The organism is Mycobacterium saskatchewanense, from assembly GCF_010729105.1.
GTDB lineage: Bacteria > Actinomycetota > Actinomycetes > Mycobacteriales > Mycobacteriaceae > Mycobacterium > Mycobacterium saskatchewanense.
On record NZ_AP022573.1, the window covers coordinates 4,532,841 to 4,553,765 of the forward strand.

Annotated in this window: 17 protein-coding genes; 11 read left to right on the forward strand and 6 right to left on the reverse strand. The window is 64.4% G+C overall.

Annotated elements, in window-relative coordinates:
* Positions 1 to 186 precede the first annotated feature (186 nt).
* A complete protein-coding gene (locus G6N56_RS21380) occupies positions 187 to 1,077 on the reverse strand; it encodes an NYN domain-containing protein (RefSeq protein ID WP_085254510.1) in 891 nt (296 codons plus the stop codon).
* Between the two features lie 89 nt (positions 1,078 to 1,166).
* Between G6N56_RS21380 and G6N56_RS21385 the strand changes: the two genes are divergently transcribed.
* Together G6N56_RS21385 and G6N56_RS21390 are read left to right on the forward strand one after the other, a co-directional pair.
* Positions 1,167 to 2,039 (forward strand): alpha/beta fold hydrolase, encoded by an 873-nt coding sequence (locus G6N56_RS21385; RefSeq protein ID WP_085254462.1) that lies wholly within the window; start codon positions 1,167 to 1,169, stop codon positions 2,037 to 2,039.
* A 264-nt stretch (positions 2,040 to 2,303) separates the two neighbouring features.
* A complete protein-coding gene (locus tag G6N56_RS21390; protein ID WP_085254463.1) occupies positions 2,304 to 3,938 on the forward strand; it encodes a fatty acyl-AMP ligase in 1,635 nt (544 codons plus the stop codon).
* Between the two features lie 267 nt (positions 3,939 to 4,205).
* Here G6N56_RS21390 and G6N56_RS21395 read toward each other — a convergent pair whose 3' ends face one another.
* From G6N56_RS21395 to G6N56_RS21410, 4 genes are all read right to left on the reverse strand, one after another.
* Positions 4,206 to 4,577 (reverse strand): DUF732 domain-containing protein, encoded by a 372-nt coding sequence (locus tag G6N56_RS21395; RefSeq protein ID WP_085254464.1) that lies wholly within the window; start codon positions 4,575 to 4,577, stop codon positions 4,206 to 4,208.
* 43 nt (positions 4,578 to 4,620) lie between these two features.
* Positions 4,621 to 5,610, reverse strand: a complete 990-nt coding sequence (locus G6N56_RS21400) for an aldo/keto reductase (protein ID WP_085254465.1) — start codon at positions 5,608 to 5,610, stop codon at positions 4,621 to 4,623.
* Positions 5,607 to 6,377, reverse strand: a complete 771-nt coding sequence (locus tag G6N56_RS21405) for a cupin domain-containing protein (RefSeq protein WP_085254466.1) — start codon at positions 6,375 to 6,377, stop codon at positions 5,607 to 5,609. Before G6N56_RS21405 ends, G6N56_RS21400 begins: the two co-directional genes overlap by 4 nt.
* A gap of 743 nt (positions 6,378 to 7,120) precedes the next feature.
* The gene (locus G6N56_RS21410) at positions 7,121 to 7,999 is read right to left on the reverse strand and encodes an esterase family protein (RefSeq protein ID WP_085254511.1); all 879 of its coding nucleotides are present in this window, start codon (positions 7,997 to 7,999) and stop codon (positions 7,121 to 7,123) included.
* A gap of 964 nt (positions 8,000 to 8,963) precedes the next feature.
* On the opposite strand from G6N56_RS21410, the gene G6N56_RS21415 reads away from it, so the two are divergent.
* The 8 genes from G6N56_RS21415 (at position 8,964) to G6N56_RS21450 (ending at position 18,584) form a co-directional block, all read left to right on the forward strand.
* Positions 8,964 to 9,731, forward strand: coding sequence for an MlaE family ABC transporter permease (locus G6N56_RS21415; protein ID WP_142280471.1), 768 nt, complete (start codon positions 8,964 to 8,966; stop codon positions 9,729 to 9,731).
* Positions 9,732 to 9,820: 89 nt separating this feature from the next.
* The gene (locus G6N56_RS21420; RefSeq protein ID WP_142280479.1) at positions 9,821 to 10,585 is read left to right on the forward strand and encodes an ABC transporter permease; all 765 of its coding nucleotides are present in this window, start codon (positions 9,821 to 9,823) and stop codon (positions 10,583 to 10,585) included.
* A gap of 5 nt (positions 10,586 to 10,590) precedes the next feature.
* Positions 10,591 to 12,045 carry an MCE family protein gene (locus G6N56_RS21425; protein ID WP_085254512.1) on the forward strand — a complete coding sequence of 485 codons (1,455 nt, stop codon included), beginning with the start codon at positions 10,591 to 10,593 and terminating at the stop codon, positions 12,043 to 12,045.
* Positions 12,046 to 12,085: 40 nt separating this feature from the next.
* Complete coding sequence (locus G6N56_RS21430; RefSeq protein ID WP_085254469.1) at positions 12,086 to 13,114, forward strand: MCE family protein; 1,029 nt, start codon at positions 12,086 to 12,088, stop codon at positions 13,112 to 13,114.
* Positions 13,111 to 14,484, forward strand: coding sequence for an MCE family protein (locus tag G6N56_RS21435; RefSeq protein WP_085254470.1), 1,374 nt, complete (start codon positions 13,111 to 13,113; stop codon positions 14,482 to 14,484). Before G6N56_RS21430 ends, G6N56_RS21435 begins: the two co-directional genes overlap by 4 nt.
* A gap of 160 nt (positions 14,485 to 14,644) precedes the next feature.
* A complete protein-coding gene (locus tag G6N56_RS21440) occupies positions 14,645 to 15,991 on the forward strand; it encodes an MCE family protein (RefSeq protein ID WP_264020139.1) in 1,347 nt (448 codons plus the stop codon).
* 14 nt (positions 15,992 to 16,005) lie between these two features.
* Entirely contained in the window at positions 16,006 to 17,124 is a 1,119-nt protein-coding gene (locus G6N56_RS21445; protein WP_085254471.1) for a virulence factor Mce family protein, read from the forward strand.
* A 2-nt stretch (positions 17,125 to 17,126) separates the two neighbouring features.
* Entirely contained in the window at positions 17,127 to 18,584 is a 1,458-nt protein-coding gene (locus G6N56_RS21450) for an MCE family protein (protein WP_085254472.1), read from the forward strand.
* Positions 18,585 to 18,690: 106 nt separating this feature from the next.
* Here G6N56_RS21450 and G6N56_RS21455 read toward each other — a convergent pair whose 3' ends face one another.
* Positions 18,691 to 19,374, reverse strand: a complete 684-nt coding sequence (locus G6N56_RS21455) for a cyclase family protein (protein WP_232069110.1) — start codon at positions 19,372 to 19,374, stop codon at positions 18,691 to 18,693.
* 393 nt (positions 19,375 to 19,767) lie between these two features.
* Here G6N56_RS21455 and G6N56_RS21460 point away from each other — a divergent pair, with 393 nt between their 5' ends.
* Positions 19,768 to 20,916: an acyl-CoA dehydrogenase family protein gene (locus G6N56_RS21460; protein ID WP_085254473.1), complete on the forward strand. Its 1,149-nt coding sequence runs from the start codon at positions 19,768 to 19,770 to the stop codon at positions 20,914 to 20,916.
* The last annotated feature ends 9 nt before the right edge of the window (positions 20,917 to 20,925 follow it).

The following is a 20,925-nucleotide window of genomic DNA, read 5'->3' on the forward strand; positions in this document are numbered from 1 at the left end:
ACGACTTTCGGACAAGGCCGCCGGCAGCGTCCTGCGTCCGACGCGCGGCACTGTCCAAGCGCCTGATCGGTTGTGCGCTCACGACGTTCAACGTGCGCGCAAGTCGGCGAAAGCGACGAAATGCCGCCCTCGCGGCACACTCGACGCCGCCACCACACACTCGACGTCATTGGCCGGGTTAATTCCTCATTTCTCAATGCGCAGCCGCACCATCCGCGTCGTCGAGGTCTCGTCCAGCTCGACGACATCCGAGCGCGAACGCAGAAAGTCGCTGAATGAGCGGAAACCCAAAGCCTTTTCGCTGAACGACGGATCCATCCGCTTCATCTGCGCCTTGACCGCCGAGTTGTGCAACCATTCGACGTCGTCGCGCTCCAGGCCGATCTGCAGCGCCCGCATCAGCAGCGCGGTGGCTGCGGCTTGCGGGTCGGGCACGTCCGGCTCCTCGGGTTCGGCCGCCTTGGTGCCCCGGCCCCGCCGCTTCGCGACCGTTTCCCCGGTGTCGGCCGCCGGCCCGGGTTCGAGCGCCGGGACCCCCGGCAGCGCGTCGTAGATGACGAACTCGTCGCACGCCGCCGCCAGCGCGCGGCTCGACGCGCCGGCCACGCCGATGCCCACCACGTACCGGCCGAGCCGCTTGCAGCGCTGCGCCAGCGGGATGTAGTCGGAGTCACCGGCGACGATCACCACATGGGTCAGGTCGGGCAGCCGGAACATGTCCTCGACCGCGTCGACCGCCAGCCGGATATCGGCGCCGTTCTTGCCGTAGGCCGCGGCGGGGAACAGTTGCACCAGGTCGACCGCCCGGGCGACCAGCTGCCCGCGGTACCCGGCGTTGATCTCCGCGGACCAGTCCGCGTAGGCGCGGGTGAGCACGAGCGTCCCGAACGACGACGCGAAGTCCAGGATCGCCCCGACGTCCACCGTGGCCCGGGCCAGCCGCTCCGGATGCTGGTCGAGCCCCTTGGCCTTGTCGCGCTGGAAGGAACTACGACCGTTCAGCTGGTCGTACCGCGAGATCACGATGTTGTCGAAGTCGAGGTAGACGGCCACCCGGGCCGCCATTGGCTCAGTCATGTACTTCATCTTTGCGGGCTCGAAGCGTTGTCCGTCACCTTTTGCGGTCGTCGGCACCTCCCCGGCCGCAAAGCGGGTATCCATGGCTCATGAGCGAGCCGAAATTCCTGGAGTTGCACGGCGACCGCGTCGCCTACCGTGACGAAGGCCGCGGCGAAGTCCTGCTGCTGATCCACGGCATGGCGGGCAGTTCGGAGACCTGGCGTTCGGTGATACCGCGGCTGTCCAAGAAGTACCGGGTGATCGCGCCGGACCTGCTCGGTCACGGCCAGTCGGCCAAACCCCGCGGCGATTACTCGCTGGGCGCGTTCGCGGTGTGGCTGCGCGATTTCCTCGACGAACTGGGCGTCGGCCAGGCCACGCTGGTGGGGCACTCCCTCGGCGGCGGCGTCGCGATGCAGTTCGTATACCAGCACCCCGATTACGCCAACCGGCTCGTGCTGATCGGCAGCGGCGGCCTGGGCCCCGACGTCGGACTGGTGCTGCGGCTGCTCTCGGCGCCCGGGGCGGAGTTCATCCTGCCGGTCATCGCGCCCAAGCCGGTGCTGACCGTCGGGAACAAGCTGAGGTCCTGGCTGCGGGGCGCCGGGATCCATTCGCCGCGCGGCGCCGAATTGTGGAGTGCCTACTCGTCGCTGTCGGACCGGGAGACGCGGCAGTCGTTCCTGCGGACCCTGCGGTCGGTCGTCGACTACCGCGGGCAGGCGGTCAGCGCCCTTAGCAGGCTGCGGCTGCGCGAGGAACTGCCGGTCATGGCGATCTGGGGGGAGCGGGACGGCATCATCCCCGTCGACCACGCTTATGCGGCGCACGAGGCGCGCGCGGACAGCAGGCTCGAGGTGCTGCCCGACGTCGGCCACTTCCCGCAGGTAGAGGCCCCCAACGAGGTCGTCGAGCTGATCGAGGACTTCCTCGCGAGCGGAGACCGCCGCGGCACGGACAGCCCGCAGCCCAGCTTCTGACCGGGTGGACGAGCGCCGTACGTCACGGCGAGGTCACGGTTGTGCGTCAGCACCCTCCGCGGCGCGGCGCGCCGTGAAACGATGACCGGCCCGCGTTCATACAGTCGCTGCGTCCGACAAACTCGACGCCGAGCGACCGGCTTTCTGGGGCCTAAACGGGCTGACACCCATATCGCCGTCACACCCCGGCGACTCGTTTCTCATCGGACACCCGCCCGCAACGGGAGCCTTTGCGCCGTCAGATTTCGAGTGAGGGAAGAGCCCGTGAGCCGATTCACCGAGACCATGTACGCCAACGCCCGCACCAGCAGCAAGGGTCTGGTCACCGGGGAACCGGACAACCCCGTGCGGCACACGTGGGCCGAGGTGCACGAGCGGGCCCAGCGGATCGCGGGCGGGCTGGCGGAGGCGGGTGTCGGACACGGGGATGCCGTGGCCGTGCTGGCGGGCGCACCGGTGGAGATCGCCCCGACGGCGCAGGGTATCTGGATGCGCGGCGCCAGCCTGACGATGCTGCACCAGCCGACGCCGCGCACCGACCTGCTGCGCTGGGCCGCCGACACCACGGCCGTCATCGACACGATCGACGCCGGGACGGTGATCGTGTCCGACCCGTTCATGGCGGCGGCGCCGCTGCTCTCCGAGCGGGGACTGCGCGTGCTGACCATCGCCGAGCTGCTCGATGGCAGCCCCATTGAGCCCGTCGCCACCGACGAGGACGACCTCGCGCTGCTGCAGCTCACCTCCGGATCGGCCGGATCCCCCAAGGCCGTGCGGATCACCCACCGAAACGTCGTGGCCAACGCCGAGGCCATGTTCGTCGGCGCGCGCGTCGACCCCGACACCGACGTCATCGTCAGCTGGCTGCCGCTCTTCCACGACATGGGCATGACCGGCTTCCTGACCGTCCCGATGTACTTCGGCGCCGAGCTGGTCAAGGTCACGCCGATGGACTTCCTCCGCGACGTGCTGCTGTGGCCCAAGCTGATCGACAAGTACCGCGGCACCATGACCGCCGCGCCGAACTTCGCCTACAACCTGCTGACCAAGCGCCTCCGCAGGCAGGCCACGCCCGGCCAGTTCGACCTGTCGTCGCTACGCTGGGCGCTGTCCGGCGCCGAACAGGTGGAGCCCGCCGACGTCGAGGACCTGATCGACGCCGGAAAGCCCTTCGGCCTGCGGCCCGAAGCCATCCTGCCGGCCTATGGCATGGCCGAGACGACGGTCGCGACCTCGTTCACCGAGTGCGGCACCGGACTCGTCGTCGACGAGGTCGATGCCGACCTCCTGGCGTTGCTGCGCCGGGCCGTCCCGTCGACCGGGGGAAAGACGCGCCGGCTGGCCGTGCTCGGGCGGTTGTTGGCGGGCATGGAGGTCCGCATCGTCGACGAGTACGACGCGCTGCTCCCGCACCGCGCGGTCGGCGTCATCCAGGTCCGCGGCGAGTCGGTCAGCGAGGGCTACGCGACGCGGGCCGGTTTCGTGTCGGCGCAAGACGCGCAGGGCTGGTACGACACCGGCGACCTCGGCTACCTGACGGAGGCCGGCGGCGTCGTGGTGTGCGGCCGACTGAAGGACGTCATCGTGATGGCCGGCCGGAACATCTACCCGACCGACATCGAACGGGCTGCTGCGCGGGTGCCGCGGGTACGCCCCGGCTGCGTGGTGGCGGTGCGGCTGGACGCGGGGCGGTCTCGCGAAACCTTCGCCGTGGCGGTCGAATCCGCGGCGTGGCAGGACCCGGACGCGGCGCGGCAGATCGAGCGTCAGGTTGTGCACGAGGTCGTGGTGGAGGTTGGCGCCCGGCCCCGGAATGTGGTCGTGCTCGAGCCCGGGATGATTCCGAAGACACCGTCGGGCAAGCTGCGGCGGTCCTACGCGCTGGCGCTGGTCAGCTGACGCCGGCGTCCCAACGGGCGGCGATCGCTTGTAGGTCGGCGTCGTCCGGAAATGCCTTAGAAGTCGCAGGGCGGTGTGTAAGGCGTTTGGATTGGGCGCATCTCGGCGTCGGCAAGGGAAGGAACCAAACGGTCTGGGCAGCTGCCGGGGACGGCCGCGTGAACACCTCTTGCACGCTCGGTGCTCATGCTATTCACAGTCTCCCACCGGTACGCTCGATCACAACCACACCATCATCATCGTCACGAATCCTGCCGAGTACGACGATTACTCCGCCGGGGGGCGGTAGTGGCCCGCCGAGTTTCGCAGCTGCCAGATCTGGCCAGGACACAGTAGATTCACCGCGTAGGAGACCAGGTAGTTCGCAGCGAATTCGTCGGCAGGGGTAACGTCGCGTTTCACATCGCCCATCACTTGGCCATAACTCTGGCCTTGGCTGACCTTGTCGCAAATTCCATAGCCGTAGTTGACGGCCTCCGCGGGAGTGGCAAAGTCATAGTGCCGGCGCACCATAACGTCGTAGACGTACTCAACCTCAGGTGCGGGGGCGGCGTGTGCCGCCGGTAATCGCGGCTGCGCTAGGACGCCGACCGCAACAGTCAGGGCGACCAATGCGGCAAGCCGATTGCGCCGCTTCATGATTCACGCTTCGGGCGGGTGCACCGCCCGACATGCTCAGGGATCATGGCTGCTCCAGCGCCGGCGATCCGGGGTAGGCCTCCCGCAGCCGCTGCACTTCTTCGGCCGAAAGTGTCAACTCTGCCGCGGGCAGCAGATCCGCCAGCTGCCCGACTGTTCGTGCGCTGGCAATTGCTGCAGTCACTGCGGATTGGGCGAGCAGCCAGGCAAGCGAAACGGCGCTCACTGTGGTGCGGTGGGCGGCGGCCACGTCATCGAGCACAGCCAATAAGGTCAGTCCGTGCTCGTCGAGATAGAGAGTGGGATTGGCTGGCCTGCTCTCGGCGAAGGCCCGCACACTGGCCGCTGCGTTGCCCGGACGATACTTGCCGGTCAGAAACCCGGCAGCCAATGCGTAGTAAGGCATGACCGACAGTCCCAGCCGCGCCACCACCTCCGAGTGACTGGCTTCGAACTGGCGCTCCACGAGGCTGTAAAGCGACTGGGTCGCCACAAATGAAGACAGGTTCTCGCGTTCGGCGATAGCGGCAGCCTCACTAAGGCGGTCGGCGTCGTACCGGGACGCGGCGATGTAGCGCACCTTGCCCTCACGTATCAGCGCGTCGAAGCCGGCGAGTGTCTCTTCGAGGGGGGTGTCGGTATCGTCGACATGTGCGTAGAGCAGGTCGATCGTGTCCACACCGAGACGCTTGAGGCTGGCCTCGGCATAGCTGCGGATCTTGGGTGCTGTCAGGCCTCCCGTCATCCCGTGCAGGGCACCGATTTTCGTCGAAACCACCATCTGGTCACGGCATCCGCGACGGCGCATCCATTCACCGATGATGGTCTCGGATTCACCGCCGGTGTTGCCTGCTTTGAATTTCCAGTACACGTCGGATGTGTCGACGAGATTGCCTCCGGCACCGGCGAAGGCGTCGAGCACGGCAAACGCATCGTGCTGGTCGACCGTCCATCCGAACACGTTGCCGCCCAGGCAAAGTGGAAACACCTTGAGATCGGTATTGGCGATAGGATTCACAGCGGCCGTACTCATGATCGGGAAAACTCGACGGCGACCGTCCACTGCGAGAGCTCCAGCGATGGCGGCGGCTCGGGCGCGGCGATGGTTAGGTGCCGTTCGGGACGGTCGCCGGCATTCCAAGTTCGGTAGGGTGTGCGCGCGGGCACCACAACCAGATCGTGTCGGCCGGCGTGGAATGTCTCGCCAGCTACATCCACCGTCATGGCACCGTCGAGGACGAAATAATACTCATCGAAGGGGTGGATACTGTATTGGGCGGGCTCAACTGAAGAGGCCATCCGCACCACCGCGATCATTGCGTGCCGGGAACCGGATGCACGGTTAGCGAGCACTTGGACCGCGATTGGCCGATCAGGTATCTCTGTCCATCCGTTGTCCGCTAACGGTTTTAGACAGCTGGGCGGGGGAGGGCCGCCCAACTCGTCGACCAATTGTTTGATCGGAATCAACTGCCCTCCACTTGCCGGGACAGGGGCTGGAGCGAGGATTTCGATCTGCACCACCTCATCGGGCCCGTTGTTGAGGGCGAAATGCGGAACGCCCGCCGGGATGCGCACAAGAGTGTCGGACCCGGCCCGCAGCCTTTCGCTTCCCAGCTGGACGTCGACCGTTCCGGCCAAAATGAAGTAGAACTGATCGAACCTGTGGGTGTGCAGGGGGTCGGCCACGGTGCCGGCAGGAATGCCCCCTTTGACCACTGCGCAATTCTCCAGGTGCGCCATGAACTCCGGTGAGTGGGTGCCGGGTTCAGTTGGGATGTCATCGAACTTTCGCAACACGCGCAATTGATCTCCTCCTCGGAGCTAACAGCGGCCGGTGGCTGCATCCCGAGCCGTTTCTCGCACCGGGGAGCAGCCGGTTCCCGAACCAAGCCGACGACGAAAGCCTGTGCCATCTCGTGTTGTTGGCGATAGGTCAACGGCTCAATACAGCGTCGGCCCTCGTCGGCCGTTGCACGTCGCGGCCCGCGCTGAGGCCCGGCAGCGGTCCGCTGGCCGTTGGCCCCTAGGCGTACTGCGGTATGCGCCGTCCCCGCGATCGGGGTGACGAAGGACCCTGCCGAACAGTGGGTCAGCATCGGCGGAGTTTGCAATGCCCGAGCGGCCGCGCTGCTGCACCGTTGGCAGTTCACGTTCTTCATCATGCGCGCTATCCCGCAGGGCGTCAACATATATGTTGACTAATCATCGGGGGTTGGCCGCGGTGACGTCGGCAGTTCAGCCCTATTGCACATTGATGTCTTGCAACCCCGTGCAGTCGTTCGTCGGAATCGCCGAGGAGTCGACGTGCAGGGTGTATCTCCCGAAGTCGCTCGTACACCGCTTGGAGCACCGGATGGTCGCACACGCCGCCGTCAGGGGGTCGGTCCGTGAATCTCAGATTCGGCAAATTCGTGGCCACCCGCGGGGAGCACGGCTGCGAGAATTGTTGTGGTGCAGCATGGCTGGCGTGCGGCTGACATTGACACGATCTCGGTTCGGCTGCCGGCTCCACGGTCGCGTCACGGCCACGCCCGTTGCAGCTATCGAATCGCCGCTGTTAGGTCGGCGGCCATAGCACTCAGCTGTGGGCCCCATGTGGACCAGCCGTGGTCACCGTCGACCGGAAAATCGAAGTGGCCGTTGCTCCCGCCAACGACGCGGTACTGGGCGTAAAACTGGCGATTGGTGCCCTGCGCTTGGTCGGCGTAGCCGATCATCGCGGCCGGGTCGCTGGCCGTCAGTGTTTGAGGGCTGAACACCCAGATCCGAGTGCTGTTGTTGGCGAGCAACTCCGCATGAACGTATGGGTCGTGCCATTTCCAACGTCCCAGCTGCGGCAGCCCCCACATATCGCGGGTATCCACGCCGCCGAAACGTGCCATCCCTTCGGTGATCGCACCGTTGACGGCGGTGTTGGACGGGTACAGGAACCCTGACATCGATCCCGCGTAGCGGAATCGATCAGGGTGGAATTCGGCCATCATCATTGCGCCGGTACCGCCCTGGGCCGCACCGACGATAGCGTGCCCTCCTGGTGCGAGACCCTTGTTGGCCGACAACCAATCCGGCAATTCGCTGGATAAGAATGTCTCCCATTGTCGGCCGCGGTCCTGCTCCCAGTCGGTGTACAGGCTGTAGGCGCCGCCGGCCGGTGCGACCACGGCGATCCCTTTGCCGGCGAGCGTTTTCATTGCATTGCCCGCCGTGACCCAATTACTCATGGCGCCGCCGGCGTTGAATGCGTCGAGTAGGTATACCGAGTGCGGACCGCCCGCCATGAAGGCCACGGGGATGTCGCGGGCCATAGCCGCGGAAGGGACCATCAAGGACTCGACCGGTTCGGCCAAGACCGGTGTGGGCAATGCGGCCACGCCCAATCCCGTGACTAGCACGACTGCTGCTGTCGTCCGCACAAGCAGTGACGCCCAAACCTGATCTAGTCGTCGGCCATGTCCCGGTTGTCGGCGTGCCGGCGCTACCTTTCGAATGCTGGTCAACGAGGCCACCTGCGGATGAGGGTTTTGGCGGCGGAGCACCAGCCCGCGCGTGGTCGGAGGAAGCAGCTCGGTCGGGGCGGCGGCGTGAGTAATGACCGCCGATGACCTGCAGTGCGGGCGGAGTGGACCGCGATGACCACCACGCGATCAACATACACGTTGATGTCCAATTCGAAAAGGCCCTCTCTGCGTTGTTGGGCTGTGTTGCCGCGGGTGGGTGTCGCTTCTGTCCGTCATGGGCGCCGCGACGGCTCTTGTGGAGCGGACAACTGTTGTGGCCCAGCGGTGATCGCCTGCTCAGGCCCCGCGCATGCCGCGCGCCGGCTTGCAGCCGCCGGCGGGGCACACCGCTGAATCCTGGTGCATTACCACGTGCGATTGCCTGATGCGCAAGAGCTGCCGGTCCGCCGAACTAGTTCGTCCGTCCGATGCCGGCGGGCTGCGGCCTCTCGCTCACTCTCGATGTTGCAAGCCGCTTTTCGGTCACATCCTCGGCCTCGTCGGCCGGGTATGCGGCGCCTGGACCTAGAGGAAGAGCTGGGTCAACCGACGAACTTAGCGGCTTGCCGCCGTCTACTAGACAAATACCCGTTCAACAAATATGTTGACGAGTCGTTGGACCGCCCTTAGTGTTGTCCAGGTCACAAAATGGCCTTACTGGGGCGGGAAGTCACACAATTGAAAGGCTTGAGGGAGGGTTCGTGGCAACAGCGGTGTTCAAAGAGCCGCCTGCTCAGTTTTCGCGGGCCGGCTTGGCGGGACACGTCATCACGCCACTATGCACGCGGAGATCCAGTCGGGGTGGTCGGTGTGCAGCCCGCAAGGCGGAACTCAGGCAGGTCCGCGATTGTTCATCGCCTATAGACGCCTGCGTGGATGGTCACCTATGAGCGGAATCTCTGCTGCCGCCAAGCCGCTCCGCTCGATCGGCGAGTTTTTCGCCATGTCGCTCGACGCCTTCACCTTGATGTTCAAGCCGCCGTTCGCATGGCGAGAGTTCTTGAAGCAGTCCTGGTTCGTCGCGCAGGTTTCCATAGTTCCTACGTTGATGCTGACGATCCCGTTCACCGTGTTGATCGTGTTCACGCTCAACATCTTGCTCATCAACATCGGGGCTGCCGACTTCTCGGGAGCCGGGACCGCAACCGCGGCCATCACTCAGGTCGGACCTGTCGTAACGGTGCTCGTTATCGCCGGTGCCGGCGCCACCGCGATGTGCGCGGATCTCGGGGCACGCACCATCCGGGAAGAACTCGATGCGCTGCGCGTCCTCGGCATCAATCCCGTGCAGTCGTTGGTGGTGCCGCGCGTACTGGCCGCCACGCTGGTCAGCGCCGCTTTGGTGTCGGTGGTGAGCATGGTCGGGTTGGTCGGCTCGTTCTTCTTCTCCGTCTTTGTCCAACATGTCACGCCCGGCGCGTTCGTAGCCGGCTTGACATTGGTGACCGGCCTTTCCGATGTGATCTTGGGGCTATGCAAGGGCGCGCTCTTCGGGATGTCTGCCGCCCTGATCGCCTGCTACAAGGGGATTTCGGTTGGCGGCGGCCCGCAAGGGGTAGGCAATGCGGTCAACGAAACGGTTGTGTATGCGTTCATGGCGCTCTTCGTCATCAACATCACCGCGACAGCTGTCTTCTTCGTGAGTGCCAAGTGAACGCGAAGGTCCTCGTAGCACAGCGCTTTCCGCGGATCGATCGATCGACGCGGCGCAGCATCGACAGCTGGAACCGGGTCGGCACCCAGATGGCGTTCCATGTCAAGACGCTGAGCGACATCCGATTAGCCTTCGCCCACCACAAATCCGAGATGCTGCGGCTGATCGCCAACATGAGTCTAGGGGTGGGCGCACTCGTCGTGATCGGCGGCACGGTCGCGATCGTCGCATTTTTGACCCTGTCGACGGGCGCGATCATCGCCGTGCAGGGATACAACCAGCTGTCCGGCATTGGCGTAGAGGCCCTGACCGGCTTCCTCGCCGCCTACGTCAACGTCCGCATCACCGCTCCGGCGACCGCTGGAATCGCACTGTCGGCCACCATCGGGGCCGGTGCCACGGCACAACTCGGGGCAATGCGTATCGCTGAAGAGATCGATGCGCTCGAAGTGATGGGTATCCGCTCGGTGGCCTATCTGGCATCGACGCGGGTGGCCGCCGGGGTGATCGTCGTGATCCCGCTGTACTGCGTGGCGGTGCTGATGACCTTTGTCGCCGCGAGGCTATGCACCACCGCCGTGTACGGACAGGCGACCGGGGTCTACGACCACTACTTCAACACATTTCTGAATCCGACCGATCTGCTCTGGTCGTTTCTCACAGCAACCGTGTCGGGTGTGGTGATCATGTTGGTGCACACCTATTACGGCTACACCGCCGCCGGCGGCCCGGCCGGTGTGGGCGAAGCTGTCGGCCGTGCCGTGCGCTCATCACTGATCGTCGGAGCTTTCGCCGTCTTGACCGTCTCCCTGGCCGTTTACGGGCAGTCCGGCAACTTCAATCTGTCGGGATAGTGGACATGGCAGCCAGGCGCGCGGGGCAACCCCGGATCCACCCGGCGTGGTGGACGCTGATCCTCATCGCTGTGATGATCACCATCGCGACAGTGACCAGCGTCCTGTTCACCGGCTCGCTCAACTCGTCCGTGCCGGTCACACTGAATTCCGATCGCGCCGGGCTGGTGATGGAGACCGGCGCCAAGGTGAAGCTGCGTGGCGTCGAGGTCGGCAAGGTCGCCCAAATTCAGCCCGGCGACCAAAGCGTCAGCCTCGAACTCGACATCGATCCCGACCAAGTCAAATACATCCCCGCCAACGTGCAAGCGCGGATCCGCGCCACTACTGCCTTCGGCGCCAAGTATGTCGACCTGATCCCTCCGGACGATCCCAGCCCCAAGCGAATCGGCCCGGGCACGGTAATCAAGTCGCAGAATGTCAGCACCGAGGTCAATACCGTGTTCCAGAACCTCACCGACGTTCTTCATCAAATTGACCCCGCCAAACTCAACGGCACGCTGACCGCCCTCGCCGAGGGACTGCGTGGCCAAGGCCAGCGCCTCGGTGAGGCCGTCACCGACGGCGACCAAGTGCTCGCGGCCCTCAACCCGCGCAGCGACACTATCCGTGCGGACTGGCAGGCGTTTAAGGGTTTCAGCGACACCTACGGCGCCGCGGCGCCCCACATCTTGCGTCTCCTCGATGCCCTCACCACCACCAGCGCCACGATCACGACGAATCAAAAAGCCCTGGACGCGTTGTTGCTGAGCGCAATAGGGTTGTCCGACAAAGGGATAGAGCTGCTGGGGCCGAATAGAGACAACCTGATTACGGCCATCAACAGCACCGAACCCACGACTAGCCTGCTGATGAAGTACAACCCCGAACTCACCTGCATGCTCGTTGGCGGCAAGCTCGCGGTGGATACCAACTGGGGGTACGTGGGGGGAGGTGGAAATGGCAAATCAGCCATTCTCGACGCGGCCCTGCTGTTGGGCGATGACCCTTATAAGTATCCCGACAACCTGCCGGTCGTGGGCGCCAGAGGCGGGCCCGGGGGCAAGCCCGGCTGCGGATCACTTCCCGACGCCGCGCAGAACTGGCCTGTGCGTTATCTGGTCACCGACACTGGATGGGGCACCGGGCTGGATATGCGGCCGAATCCAGGCATCGGCTTTCCCGGCTACCTCAACTACCTGCCTGTAACCCGCGGAACACCAGAACCGCCGAGCATTCGTTATCCGGGTGGCCCGGCGCCGGGCCCGATTCCGTACCCGGGGGCTCCGCCGTACGGAGCGCCGCAGTATTCGCCGGACGGCACACCCCAATACCCAGGGCTGGGCCCTCCGCCGCCACCGGGCGCGCCGCGGGAGGCGGGACCCAGACCCGGCTCGGAGCCATTCGTAGTCCCCGATCCGGGGCAGACCCAGCCCACCCCGAGTCCACCGCTACCCGAACAGGCGGCGCCCGCACCATGACCCGCGACTCCCGCCCCATTTGTGTGAAAGACCCCCACCGATGAAAGCCACTCTGAAAAGCGCGATCGTGCGCCTGGTGATATTCCTGATCGCCTGCGGATTGGGGACGTTCGCCATGCTCGCGGTGTTCGCGCAGCTGCGCTTCCAGGCCGAGAAGACTTACGACGCGGAGTTCGCCAATGTGTCGGGCTTAATTGGTGGTGACTTCGTGCGCATCGCCGGAGTGGAGGTCGGCAAAGTCAAGAGAATCCGTATCGAGCCCGATACCAGGGTGCTCGTCGAATTCAGTGCCGACGACTCGGTCGTGCTCACTGAAGGCACCAAAGCGGTTATCCGATACAAAGATCTGATCGGCGGGCGTTATTTGGCGCTCGAGGAAGGTGTCGGGGCGCCCAGAAAACTTAATCCTGGTTCCACAATTCCGATCGAGCGCACTTCGCCCGCGCTGGACCTTGACGCGCTGATTGGCGGCTTTCGCCCGTTGTTTCGGGCTCTCGACCCCGATCAAGTCAACGCGTTGTCCGGGCAGTTGATCGCGGCGTTTCAAAATCAGGGCGCCACGCTCGGCTCGTTTCTTGAACAGACGACGGCGCTGACCAACACCCTGGCCGACAGAGACCAGCTCATCGGACAAGTCATCGTGAACCTCAATACGGTGCTGGGTTCACTGGGAGACCAGAGCACGCAGTTCGCCAAAGCAGTGGACTCGCTTTCCAAACTGGTCGGGACCCTGGCCGGCCGTAGGCAGGACATCAGCAACTCGATGGCTTACGCCAACGCCGCCGCCGGGTCGGTCGCGGACCTGCTGTTGCAGGCGCGACCGCCGCTGCAGAAGGTCGTGCACGAAACCGATCGGACCGCCAGCACCGTTCTCGCCGACAAGGAGTGGTTCGACAACCTGCTGGCAACGCTGCCAGATACGTACAAGGTGTTGAGCCGCCAGGCCCTTTACGGCGACTTCTTCGCCTTCTATTTGTGCGATCTGGTGCTCAAGGTCAACGGTAAAGGCGGCCAGCCGGTATACATCAAACTCGCCGGCCAGGACACGGGCAGGTGCACACCACAATGAAGTCTTTCGAAGAACGAAACCCGCTCATCGTCGGCGCCGTCGGCGTCGCGCTGGTCACCGGCATAGTGGCAGCCGCATTCAACTATCAGAAATTGCCATTTTTCGACCAGACCAAGGACTATTCGGCGTATTTTGCCGAAGCCGGCGGGTTGGCCGACAATTCCGTGGTCGAAGTGTCGGGACTTCGGGTGGGGCAAGTCAACAGCATCGCTCTCGATGGAGGACGTGTGCTGGTCAGGTTCAGTCTCGCCGACGACATCCGTCTGGGCGATGGCACCGAGGCCGCCATCAAGACGAAGAGCCTGTTGGGCGCCAAGATCCTCGACGTCACACCCCGCGGTGGCGGCGCGCTGACTGGACCGATCCCGCTCGAGCGCACCACGTCGCCCTACCAGCTCCCGGACGCCCTCGGAGACCTCAGCAACATCATCAGCGGACTGGACACCCAGCGAGTATCGGACTCGCTGGCGGTGCTCGCCGACACGTTCAAAGACACCCCGCCGGACCTGCAGGCCGCGGTGCAAGGCGTCGCGCGCTTCTCCCAGACGCTGGATGCGCGCGATCAACAACTGCGCGCATTGCTGCACAACGCGAACAAAGCCACCACCGTGCTGGCCGAGCGCAGCGACCAAGTGGTCAAGCTGCTCCATGACAGCGACGCGCTGCTCCTGCAACTACGCACTCAGAGCAGCGCGTTGGATCACATCGCGGCGAACATCTCCGCGCTCAGCGAACAAATCAAGGGGCTGATTGCGGAGAACCGCGACACGCTCAAGCCCGCGGTGGACAAGCTCAACGAGGTCTTGACCATCGTCGACAACCGCAAATCGCGGTTGCAGGACTCGATTAAGCGACTCAACACCTTCGCGATGTCGTTGGGCGAATCGGTGTCTTCTGGCCCGTTTTTCAAGGCCTATGTGGTCAATCTGCTGCCCGGCCAATTCGTGCAGCCCTTCGTCGATGCCGCGTTCTCCGATCTCGGCTTGGATCCCAACGTCCTGTCGCCGACACAGCGAGTGGACCCGCAGACCGGACAACCCGCGACGCCGCCGTTGCCGCTTCCCTATCCACGCACCGGCCAGGGCGGAGATCCTCGCCTCAAGCTGCCCGACGCGATCACCGGCAAGCCGGGCGACCACGCGTGCTTGTTGCCGGGGCCGGACTGTTATCCGTATCGGGAGCCGCCGCCGGCTCCGCCCCCGGGCGGGCCGCCTCCCGGCCCACCGGCGCCGGTCCCGCCAGAGTTGCGAGGCGCCCCACCACCAACACCTAGCCCCGTGTTTGTCCCCGCTCCGGGTGAGCCCGGGTCCACCCCGGCTTCCGGGCCGGCGCCACTGCCCAATCCGTCACCCCCACAGGCAGGCCGATGACCACGATCCTTGCCACCGCCGTACGTCGCCGCGCCCGCACCCACAGGGCGTCTTGCCCCACGGCGCGCACTCGGCGCGACGTGCCGGGCTCGCGCGGAGCCATGTCGGACTCTGGGCTGTTCCCTCAGATGATGCCCGCGATTGCCTCTGGTGCCCGATCGTGAACGGGCGGAACACACGAATCGGGCTGGCCGCCGTCTTGGTGATGACCACGATCGGGGGGACTTGGTTGGTGGCACGAGCGGCTACGAGTGTGAAACACAACGTGATCACTGCGTACTTCGCCAACACCAACGGTATGTTTGTCGGCGACGAGGTGCGCATCCTCGGCGTGCGGGTCGGCAAGGTCGAAAAGATTGAGCCCCAACCCCAGCGCGTCAAAGTCGTCTTCTACTACGACGCGACCAACAAGGTTCCCGCGGACGCCAAGGCCGTCATCCTGTCGCCCACCTTGGTGACATCGCGGGCTATCCAACTAACTCCCACCTATACCGGTGGGCCGGTGCTGCAGGATAACTCGGTGATCGGTGAGGACCGCACAGCGGTCCCGGTGGAGTTTGATGACTTCCGACAGCAACTGCAAAAGCTCACCGACACCCTGCAGCCAACCCAACCGGGCGGGGTCAGCACGTTGGGGCAGTTCATCGACACTGCCGCCGACAATCTTCGCGGCAACGGCGCCAACATTCGGGACACGATTATCAAACTCTCGCAGGCCTTCTCAGCATTGGGTGATCACGGTACCGACTTATTCGGGACCCTGAAGAATCTGTCTGTGCTGGTCTCGGCGCTGCATGACAGCGCCGATCTTCTCCGGCAACTCAACACGAATCTCTCGGCGGTGACCGGGTTGTTGTCAAACGGGCCCGACGAAGTCGGCAAGGCGGTTGCAGACATCAACTCCGCTGTCGGTGACGTGACGCGTTTTGTCGCGGAGAACAAAGAGTCGCTCGGTACCACCTCGGACAAGCTGGCATCGGTGACAATTGCGGTGACACAGAGCCTTGACGACCTCAAGCAGACACTGCACATCACCCCGACCACATTTCAGAATTTTGTGAATATCTATCAGCCCGCCCAGGGCACGTTGAGCGGCGTGCTAGCGGTCAACAACTTCGCCAATCCAATCTCCTTCTTGTGTGGGGCGATTCAAGCCGCGTCACGGCTGGGCGCCGAACAGTCCTCCAAACTCTGCGTGCAATATCTGGCGCCCATCATCAAGAACCGCCAATACAACTTCCCACCGCTGGGTGAGAACTTGTTCGTCGGGGCGACCGCCCGGCCCAACGAGCTCACCTACAGCGAGGACTGGTTGCGCCCCGATTACATACCGCCGTCGGCACCTCATCCTGCGCCGCCGCCGGGAGACACCGCAGCCACGGCGCCGGCGTCGCCGGCCGCGCCCGAGGCGGCGGGCGTTGCCGATGCCACGGGAACACCGCCCCAGCCAACCGATCCGGCCGACGGGCTGCGCGGACTCATGGTGCCGAGGGGGCCTGGATCGTGATACGTGCGCTGCGCATGGCCGGAGTTGGGGCACTGGTCGCCGTGGCCCTTGCGGCACTGAGCGGATGCGACTGGCGGGGACTCAATTCATTGCCTCTCCCCGGAACCAAAGGCGGTGGGCCCGGTTCGTATACGATCCAAGCCCAGTTGCCCGACGTAGGCACGCTTGAGCAGAATTCCCGTGTGCGTGTTGGTGACGTCACGGTTGGAAACGTCACCAGAATTGAGCGCCAGGGCTGGCACGCCCTGGTGACGATGACTCTCGACGGCAACGTCAACCTGCCAGCGAACGCCACCGCTACGGTGGGCCAGACCAGTCTGCTCGGTTCATTGCACATCGAGCTGGCACCACCCAAGGGGGCTGCGCCCCGAGGCAGGTTACACGGGGGCTCACTGATCCCGCTGGCCTCCTCCAGCGTCTACCCGTCCACCGAGCAGGCTCTGGCCGCCGTCTCAATGTTGTTCAACGGTGGCGGGATTGGAGAGGTTCAAGACATCACCCATTCGTTGAGCGTGGCTTTCGCGGGACGGGAAAACGATTTGCGTGACCTGATTCAACAACTAGACAAGTTCAGTGGGTTCGTGAACGAGCAGACCGGGGACATCATCGCCGCGACCGACAGCTTCAACAATCTGGTCGGCCAGCTCGCCGGCCAGAAGCCGGTGCTCGACAAGGCGGTCAAGACTATTCCCGATGCCCTATCGGTGCTCAAAGACGAGCGGGATAAACTCGCCGACGCTCTCGACAGGTTCGGGAAGTTCAGCGCACTCGTCGCCGATTCGACGAATCAGACGAAGGAGGCGTTGATCAGCGAACTGAAAGATATGGGCCCGGTGCTGCAATCACTGGCGGATGCGGGACCGGCGCTGACCCGCTCACTTGACTTCTTCGCGACCTACCCCTTCCCGAAAAGCACGCTCACCAAATGGTTTCGCGGCGACTACGCCAACCTGACGGCGATCATCGACCTCACCCTGAGTCGTTTGGATGCCTCCTTGTTCACCGGCACCCGCTGGGAGGGGAACTTAACGGAGCTGGAGATGCAGTGGGGCCGCACCATCGGGCAGATGCCCAGTCCCTACACGGCGGGTAACCCGCTTGTTGTTCCCTATCACTGGGATCAGGGATCCTGACTATGCGACTGACGAAGCGAATTATCGTCCAGCTGGCCATCTTCGGCCTTGTGGCCGTGGTTGCCGCCGCGGTCATGGGCTTCGGCTACATGAGGCTACCCGAAACACTGTTCGGAGTCGGCCGTTACACCGTCACCGTAGACCTGCCCAGCACGGGGGGGTTATACGCCCGCAGTAATGTCACGTACCGAGGAACCGAGGTCGGTCGGGTCGAAAGTGTTCAACTCAGCCAAACCGGTGTGCATGCTCAACTTTCCCTGCGATCGGACGTGAGAATTCCCTCCGACCTCGACGCGCAGGTGCACAGCCAATCCGCGATAGGTGAGCAATACATCACCTTGCTGCCGCGCAACGCCACCTCGGCTCCGCTCAAGAACGGCGACGTGATTCCACAATCACGTACCAGCGTGCCACCCGACATCAACGATCTACTCGGAGCCACCAACCGCGGCCTGCAAGCCATCCCGCAACAGAACCTCAAGGTCGCGATCGACGAGAGCTACACCGCATTCGCCGGCCTTGGGCCCGACATCGCACGACTAATCAAGGGTGCGTCGTCGCTGGCCATCGACGCGCGGAGCAACCTCGATCCGCTTGTAGCGCTCATTGATCAGTCCAAACCGATCCTCGACAGTCAAACCGACACTGCGGATTCCGTTCAAGGTTGGGCCACCCATCTTGCCGCGATCACCCAATCGCTGCAAAAGCACGACGTCGCTGTGGGCGGTGTCCTGCGCGACGCCGGTTCGGCCGCCGAACAGGTCCGGGCGCTGCTCGACAGGGTGCAGCCAACGCTACCGGTGTTGTTGGCCAACCTGGTCAGTATCAACCGAGTCGCCATCGCCTATCGGCCCGATCTCGAACAGCTCCTGGTTTTGTTGCCCGAAGGCACCCAAGTCATCCAGGGCGCCAATGTAGCCAACCGCAACACCAAACAGCCTTACCATGGCGGATTTTTGAGCTTCAACCTCAATCTCAACATCCCGCCGGCATGCACCACCGGCTTCCTGCCGGCGACGCAGCAGCGTCCGCCGGCTGCGGTCGACTATCCTGAGCGGCCTCCCGGCGACTTGTACTGTCGGGTGCCTCAAGATGCGCCGTTTAACGTACGAGGTGCGCGCAACATCCCGTGCGAGACTGTTCCGGGCAAGCGGGCCCCTACCGCAAAAATGTGTGAAAGCGCCGAAACCTACGTGCCTCTCAATGACGGCTACAACTGGAAGGGTGATCCCAACGGCACACTATCTGGGCAGGACATCCCGCAGCTGGCTTCTGGCCAGTCACCGGCCGCGGCGGCGCCGCCGGGTCCCGTCCCGCCGCCCCTCGCCGTTAGCGGCTATGACCCGGCGACTGGCGTCTACATCGGTCCAGACGGCAAGCTGTCTACCCAAAGCGACCTTGCGCCACAGGGGGGGAGCAAGAGCTGGGAAACTATGCTGTTGCCGCCGCAAGCCCACTGAGCGATCCACGCGGTTCGCGGGCTGCCCGAGCCGCGGGGCGCAATGCTCGCCGCAGGACGGATTGCCCGCACTCCATACGGCAGTACCAGCGGTGGTCGGCCCAGTGTTATAAGACCGCCACCGGTGCCACGGGACTGCCCACACCACCGACCAGCGGAAGCGGGGCCAATACGAACAGGAACTCCGACTGTGCGGCTTCACACAGCCGGTCCAAGGCCATCAACTCGCTGAAGTAGACCCCGTGGCCGCGGACCAACTGCAGGTGCAGCGGGACCTGACAGGCCGGGTCCGACGAAGGGAACACCTCCACGCCAGGGTTGTCGGCACCCACAAGCGCCACGCGCTGCTCGGCCAGCCATGGTCCGCAGCTATTGTCCAGTCCCGGCCATGTCGTCGCGTCGGTGCGCCCGGCCAGTGCAGAAGTCAGCCACCCGGTACGGACCAAAAGTGCGTCGCCGGCCTCCAGGGTCGTCCCGGTCTCGTCCACCAACGTTGCCAATTCGTCGACACCGATCGGTTTGTGTGAGTTGCGCATTCGCTCGCCCGCGGCATCGACCACGACCCCACGGGTGACGAGGGGCGGCATCTTCTCGATACCGAGTCGCCGCGCGCCGCGGCTGGTGATTTCGCGGGAGGAAAAGCCGTTGTACAGGACTCCATCAGACCAGACGTGAGCGAGTGCATCGACATGGGTCACCCCGTGGGTGGGCATCGTGATGACGTCGTCAGCGAACCCGAATCCGCCCCTTTCGGGCTGGCCCGCCGCGTAATCGGCTCCGCTGCGAGTCATATAGTGCATTGGAGCGGCCCGGCCCACCAACCCGAATCCCTTGCCATTGCGGATGGGCGCCGCCAGCGACAACGTCGTCCCGCTGCGCACACATCGGATCCCACGACGGACGGCTTGTGGGCCAACGAAATTCGCGGCGCCAGCCTCGTCGTCAGCACCCCATTCGGCGGGCTTATCCGGCAATGGCGGATGCGCAGCGACGTCATTCACAGCCACTATAGTTGTCCATGCCAGATGTTTCGTCAACATGATCGTTGATGCGAGCGCCATGCGGCACCCGGGCTCCGATCGCTATGCTCGGCGAACGGGTTTGACCATTGCGGAAGCGCCCAGTCGGGAGCGCGTCGGGAAGGGAGTCAACACTAATGTTGACAGCAGTTGAAGTCGGTTCGTATGCTGGCCCGCAGGAGGCGACCTAGAGAGGTGACCGCCATCAACCAGGCCGATACCGACCTCAGACGAGAAGTTAGAGAATTCCTCGCACACGAAATGGTTGCGGGACACCACCGAGCCCGGTGTGACAGCTGGATGGTTGGGCATTCGCCTGAGTTCAGTCGTGCTCTGGGTGAGCGGGGTTGGATCGGGATGACCTTTCCGCCGGAATACGGGGGCGCGGGTCGCCGCAGTACCGACCGCTACGCGGTGATTGAGGAACTGTTGGCTGCGGGCGCCCCAGTGGCGGCGCATTGGTTTGCCGACCGCCAAGTCGGCCCTGCATTGTTGCGTCACGGCACCGCCGAACAGAAGCGCGAATTCCTCCCGGGTATCTGCCGGGGCGAACTGTACTTTGCGATTGGCATGTCCGAGCCCGACAGTGGGTCGGACTTGGCGGCCGTTCGCACCCGGGCCGTTTACCACAGCGGCCGCTGGCGCTTATCGGGTTCGAAGGTATGGACGAGCCACGCGCACATGGCGCACTATGCCTTGGTGCTTGCGCGCACCGACGCGACAAGCGCCGAGCACCGGCACGCGGGGCTCTCCCAGTTTCTGGTCGATCTCACTTTGCCGGGCGTGCAGGTGCGGCCAATCATCACCCTCGACGGCGGCCACCACTTCAACGAGGTCTTCTTCGATGAGGTTGAACTCACCGACGATCGTCTGTTGGGTAAACGTGGCGAGGGGTGGAGCCAGGTGATGCAAGAACTTGCGCTGGAACGTAGTGGCCCCGAACGCTTTATGTCCACGATGCCATTGCTGCGCAGCTTGCTGCGGCGCTCGACTCCCCACCATCCGAGCCTAGGGGCTCTGCTTGCGGAGCTGGCGAGCATCCGCGCGCTGTCGATGACCGTCGCGGAAGCGCTGGGGCGCGGCGAACTTCCTTCGGTGGATAGTGCGATCGTCAAGGACCTGGGCACCCTTTTCGAGCGCAAAGTCATCGAGGTGGTGCGTGCATCCGCCTGCTCGATAGCGGAATTCGATGCAGACGATGAACTTCAACGTCTTCTCGCCGAGGCGATTGCGCACGCACCGGACCGAACGCTGCGCGGGGGAGCCAACGAAGTCCTGCGCGGCATCGTCGCCAAGACGCTGGTGGCGTCGTGAGGGGAGAGA

Coding starts and splice junctions, on each gene's coding strand:
- G6N56_RS21450 (WP_085254472.1), top strand. CDS start 17,127: ATGCGACTGACGAAGCGAATTATCGTCCAGCTGGCCATCTTCGGCCTT.
- G6N56_RS21380 (WP_085254510.1), bottom strand. CDS start 1,077: ATGACTGAGCCAATGGCGGCCCGGGTGGCCGTCTACCTCGACTTCGAC.
- G6N56_RS21455 (WP_232069110.1), bottom strand. CDS start 19,374: ATGACTCGCAGCGGAGCCGATTACGCGGCGGGCCAGCCCGAAAGGGGC.
- G6N56_RS21460 (WP_085254473.1), top strand. CDS start 19,768: ATGCTGGCCCGCAGGAGGCGACCTAGAGAGGTGACCGCCATCAACCAG.
- G6N56_RS21435 (WP_085254470.1), top strand. CDS start 13,111: ATGAAGTCTTTCGAAGAACGAAACCCGCTCATCGTCGGCGCCGTCGGC.
- G6N56_RS21425 (WP_085254512.1), top strand. CDS start 10,591: ATGGCAGCCAGGCGCGCGGGGCAACCCCGGATCCACCCGGCGTGGTGG.
- G6N56_RS21400 (WP_085254465.1), bottom strand. CDS start 5,610: ATGAGTACGGCCGCTGTGAATCCTATCGCCAATACCGATCTCAAGGTG.
- G6N56_RS21395 (WP_085254464.1), bottom strand. CDS start 4,577: ATGAAGCGGCGCAATCGGCTTGCCGCATTGGTCGCCCTGACTGTTGCG.
- G6N56_RS21415 (WP_142280471.1), top strand. CDS start 8,964: ATGAGCGGAATCTCTGCTGCCGCCAAGCCGCTCCGCTCGATCGGCGAG.
- G6N56_RS21420 (WP_142280479.1), top strand. CDS start 9,821: ATGGCGTTCCATGTCAAGACGCTGAGCGACATCCGATTAGCCTTCGCC.
- G6N56_RS21445 (WP_085254471.1), top strand. CDS start 16,006: ATGGCCGGAGTTGGGGCACTGGTCGCCGTGGCCCTTGCGGCACTGAGC.
- G6N56_RS21385 (WP_085254462.1), top strand. CDS start 1,167: ATGAGCGAGCCGAAATTCCTGGAGTTGCACGGCGACCGCGTCGCCTAC.
- G6N56_RS21430 (WP_085254469.1), top strand. CDS start 12,086: ATGAAAGCCACTCTGAAAAGCGCGATCGTGCGCCTGGTGATATTCCTG.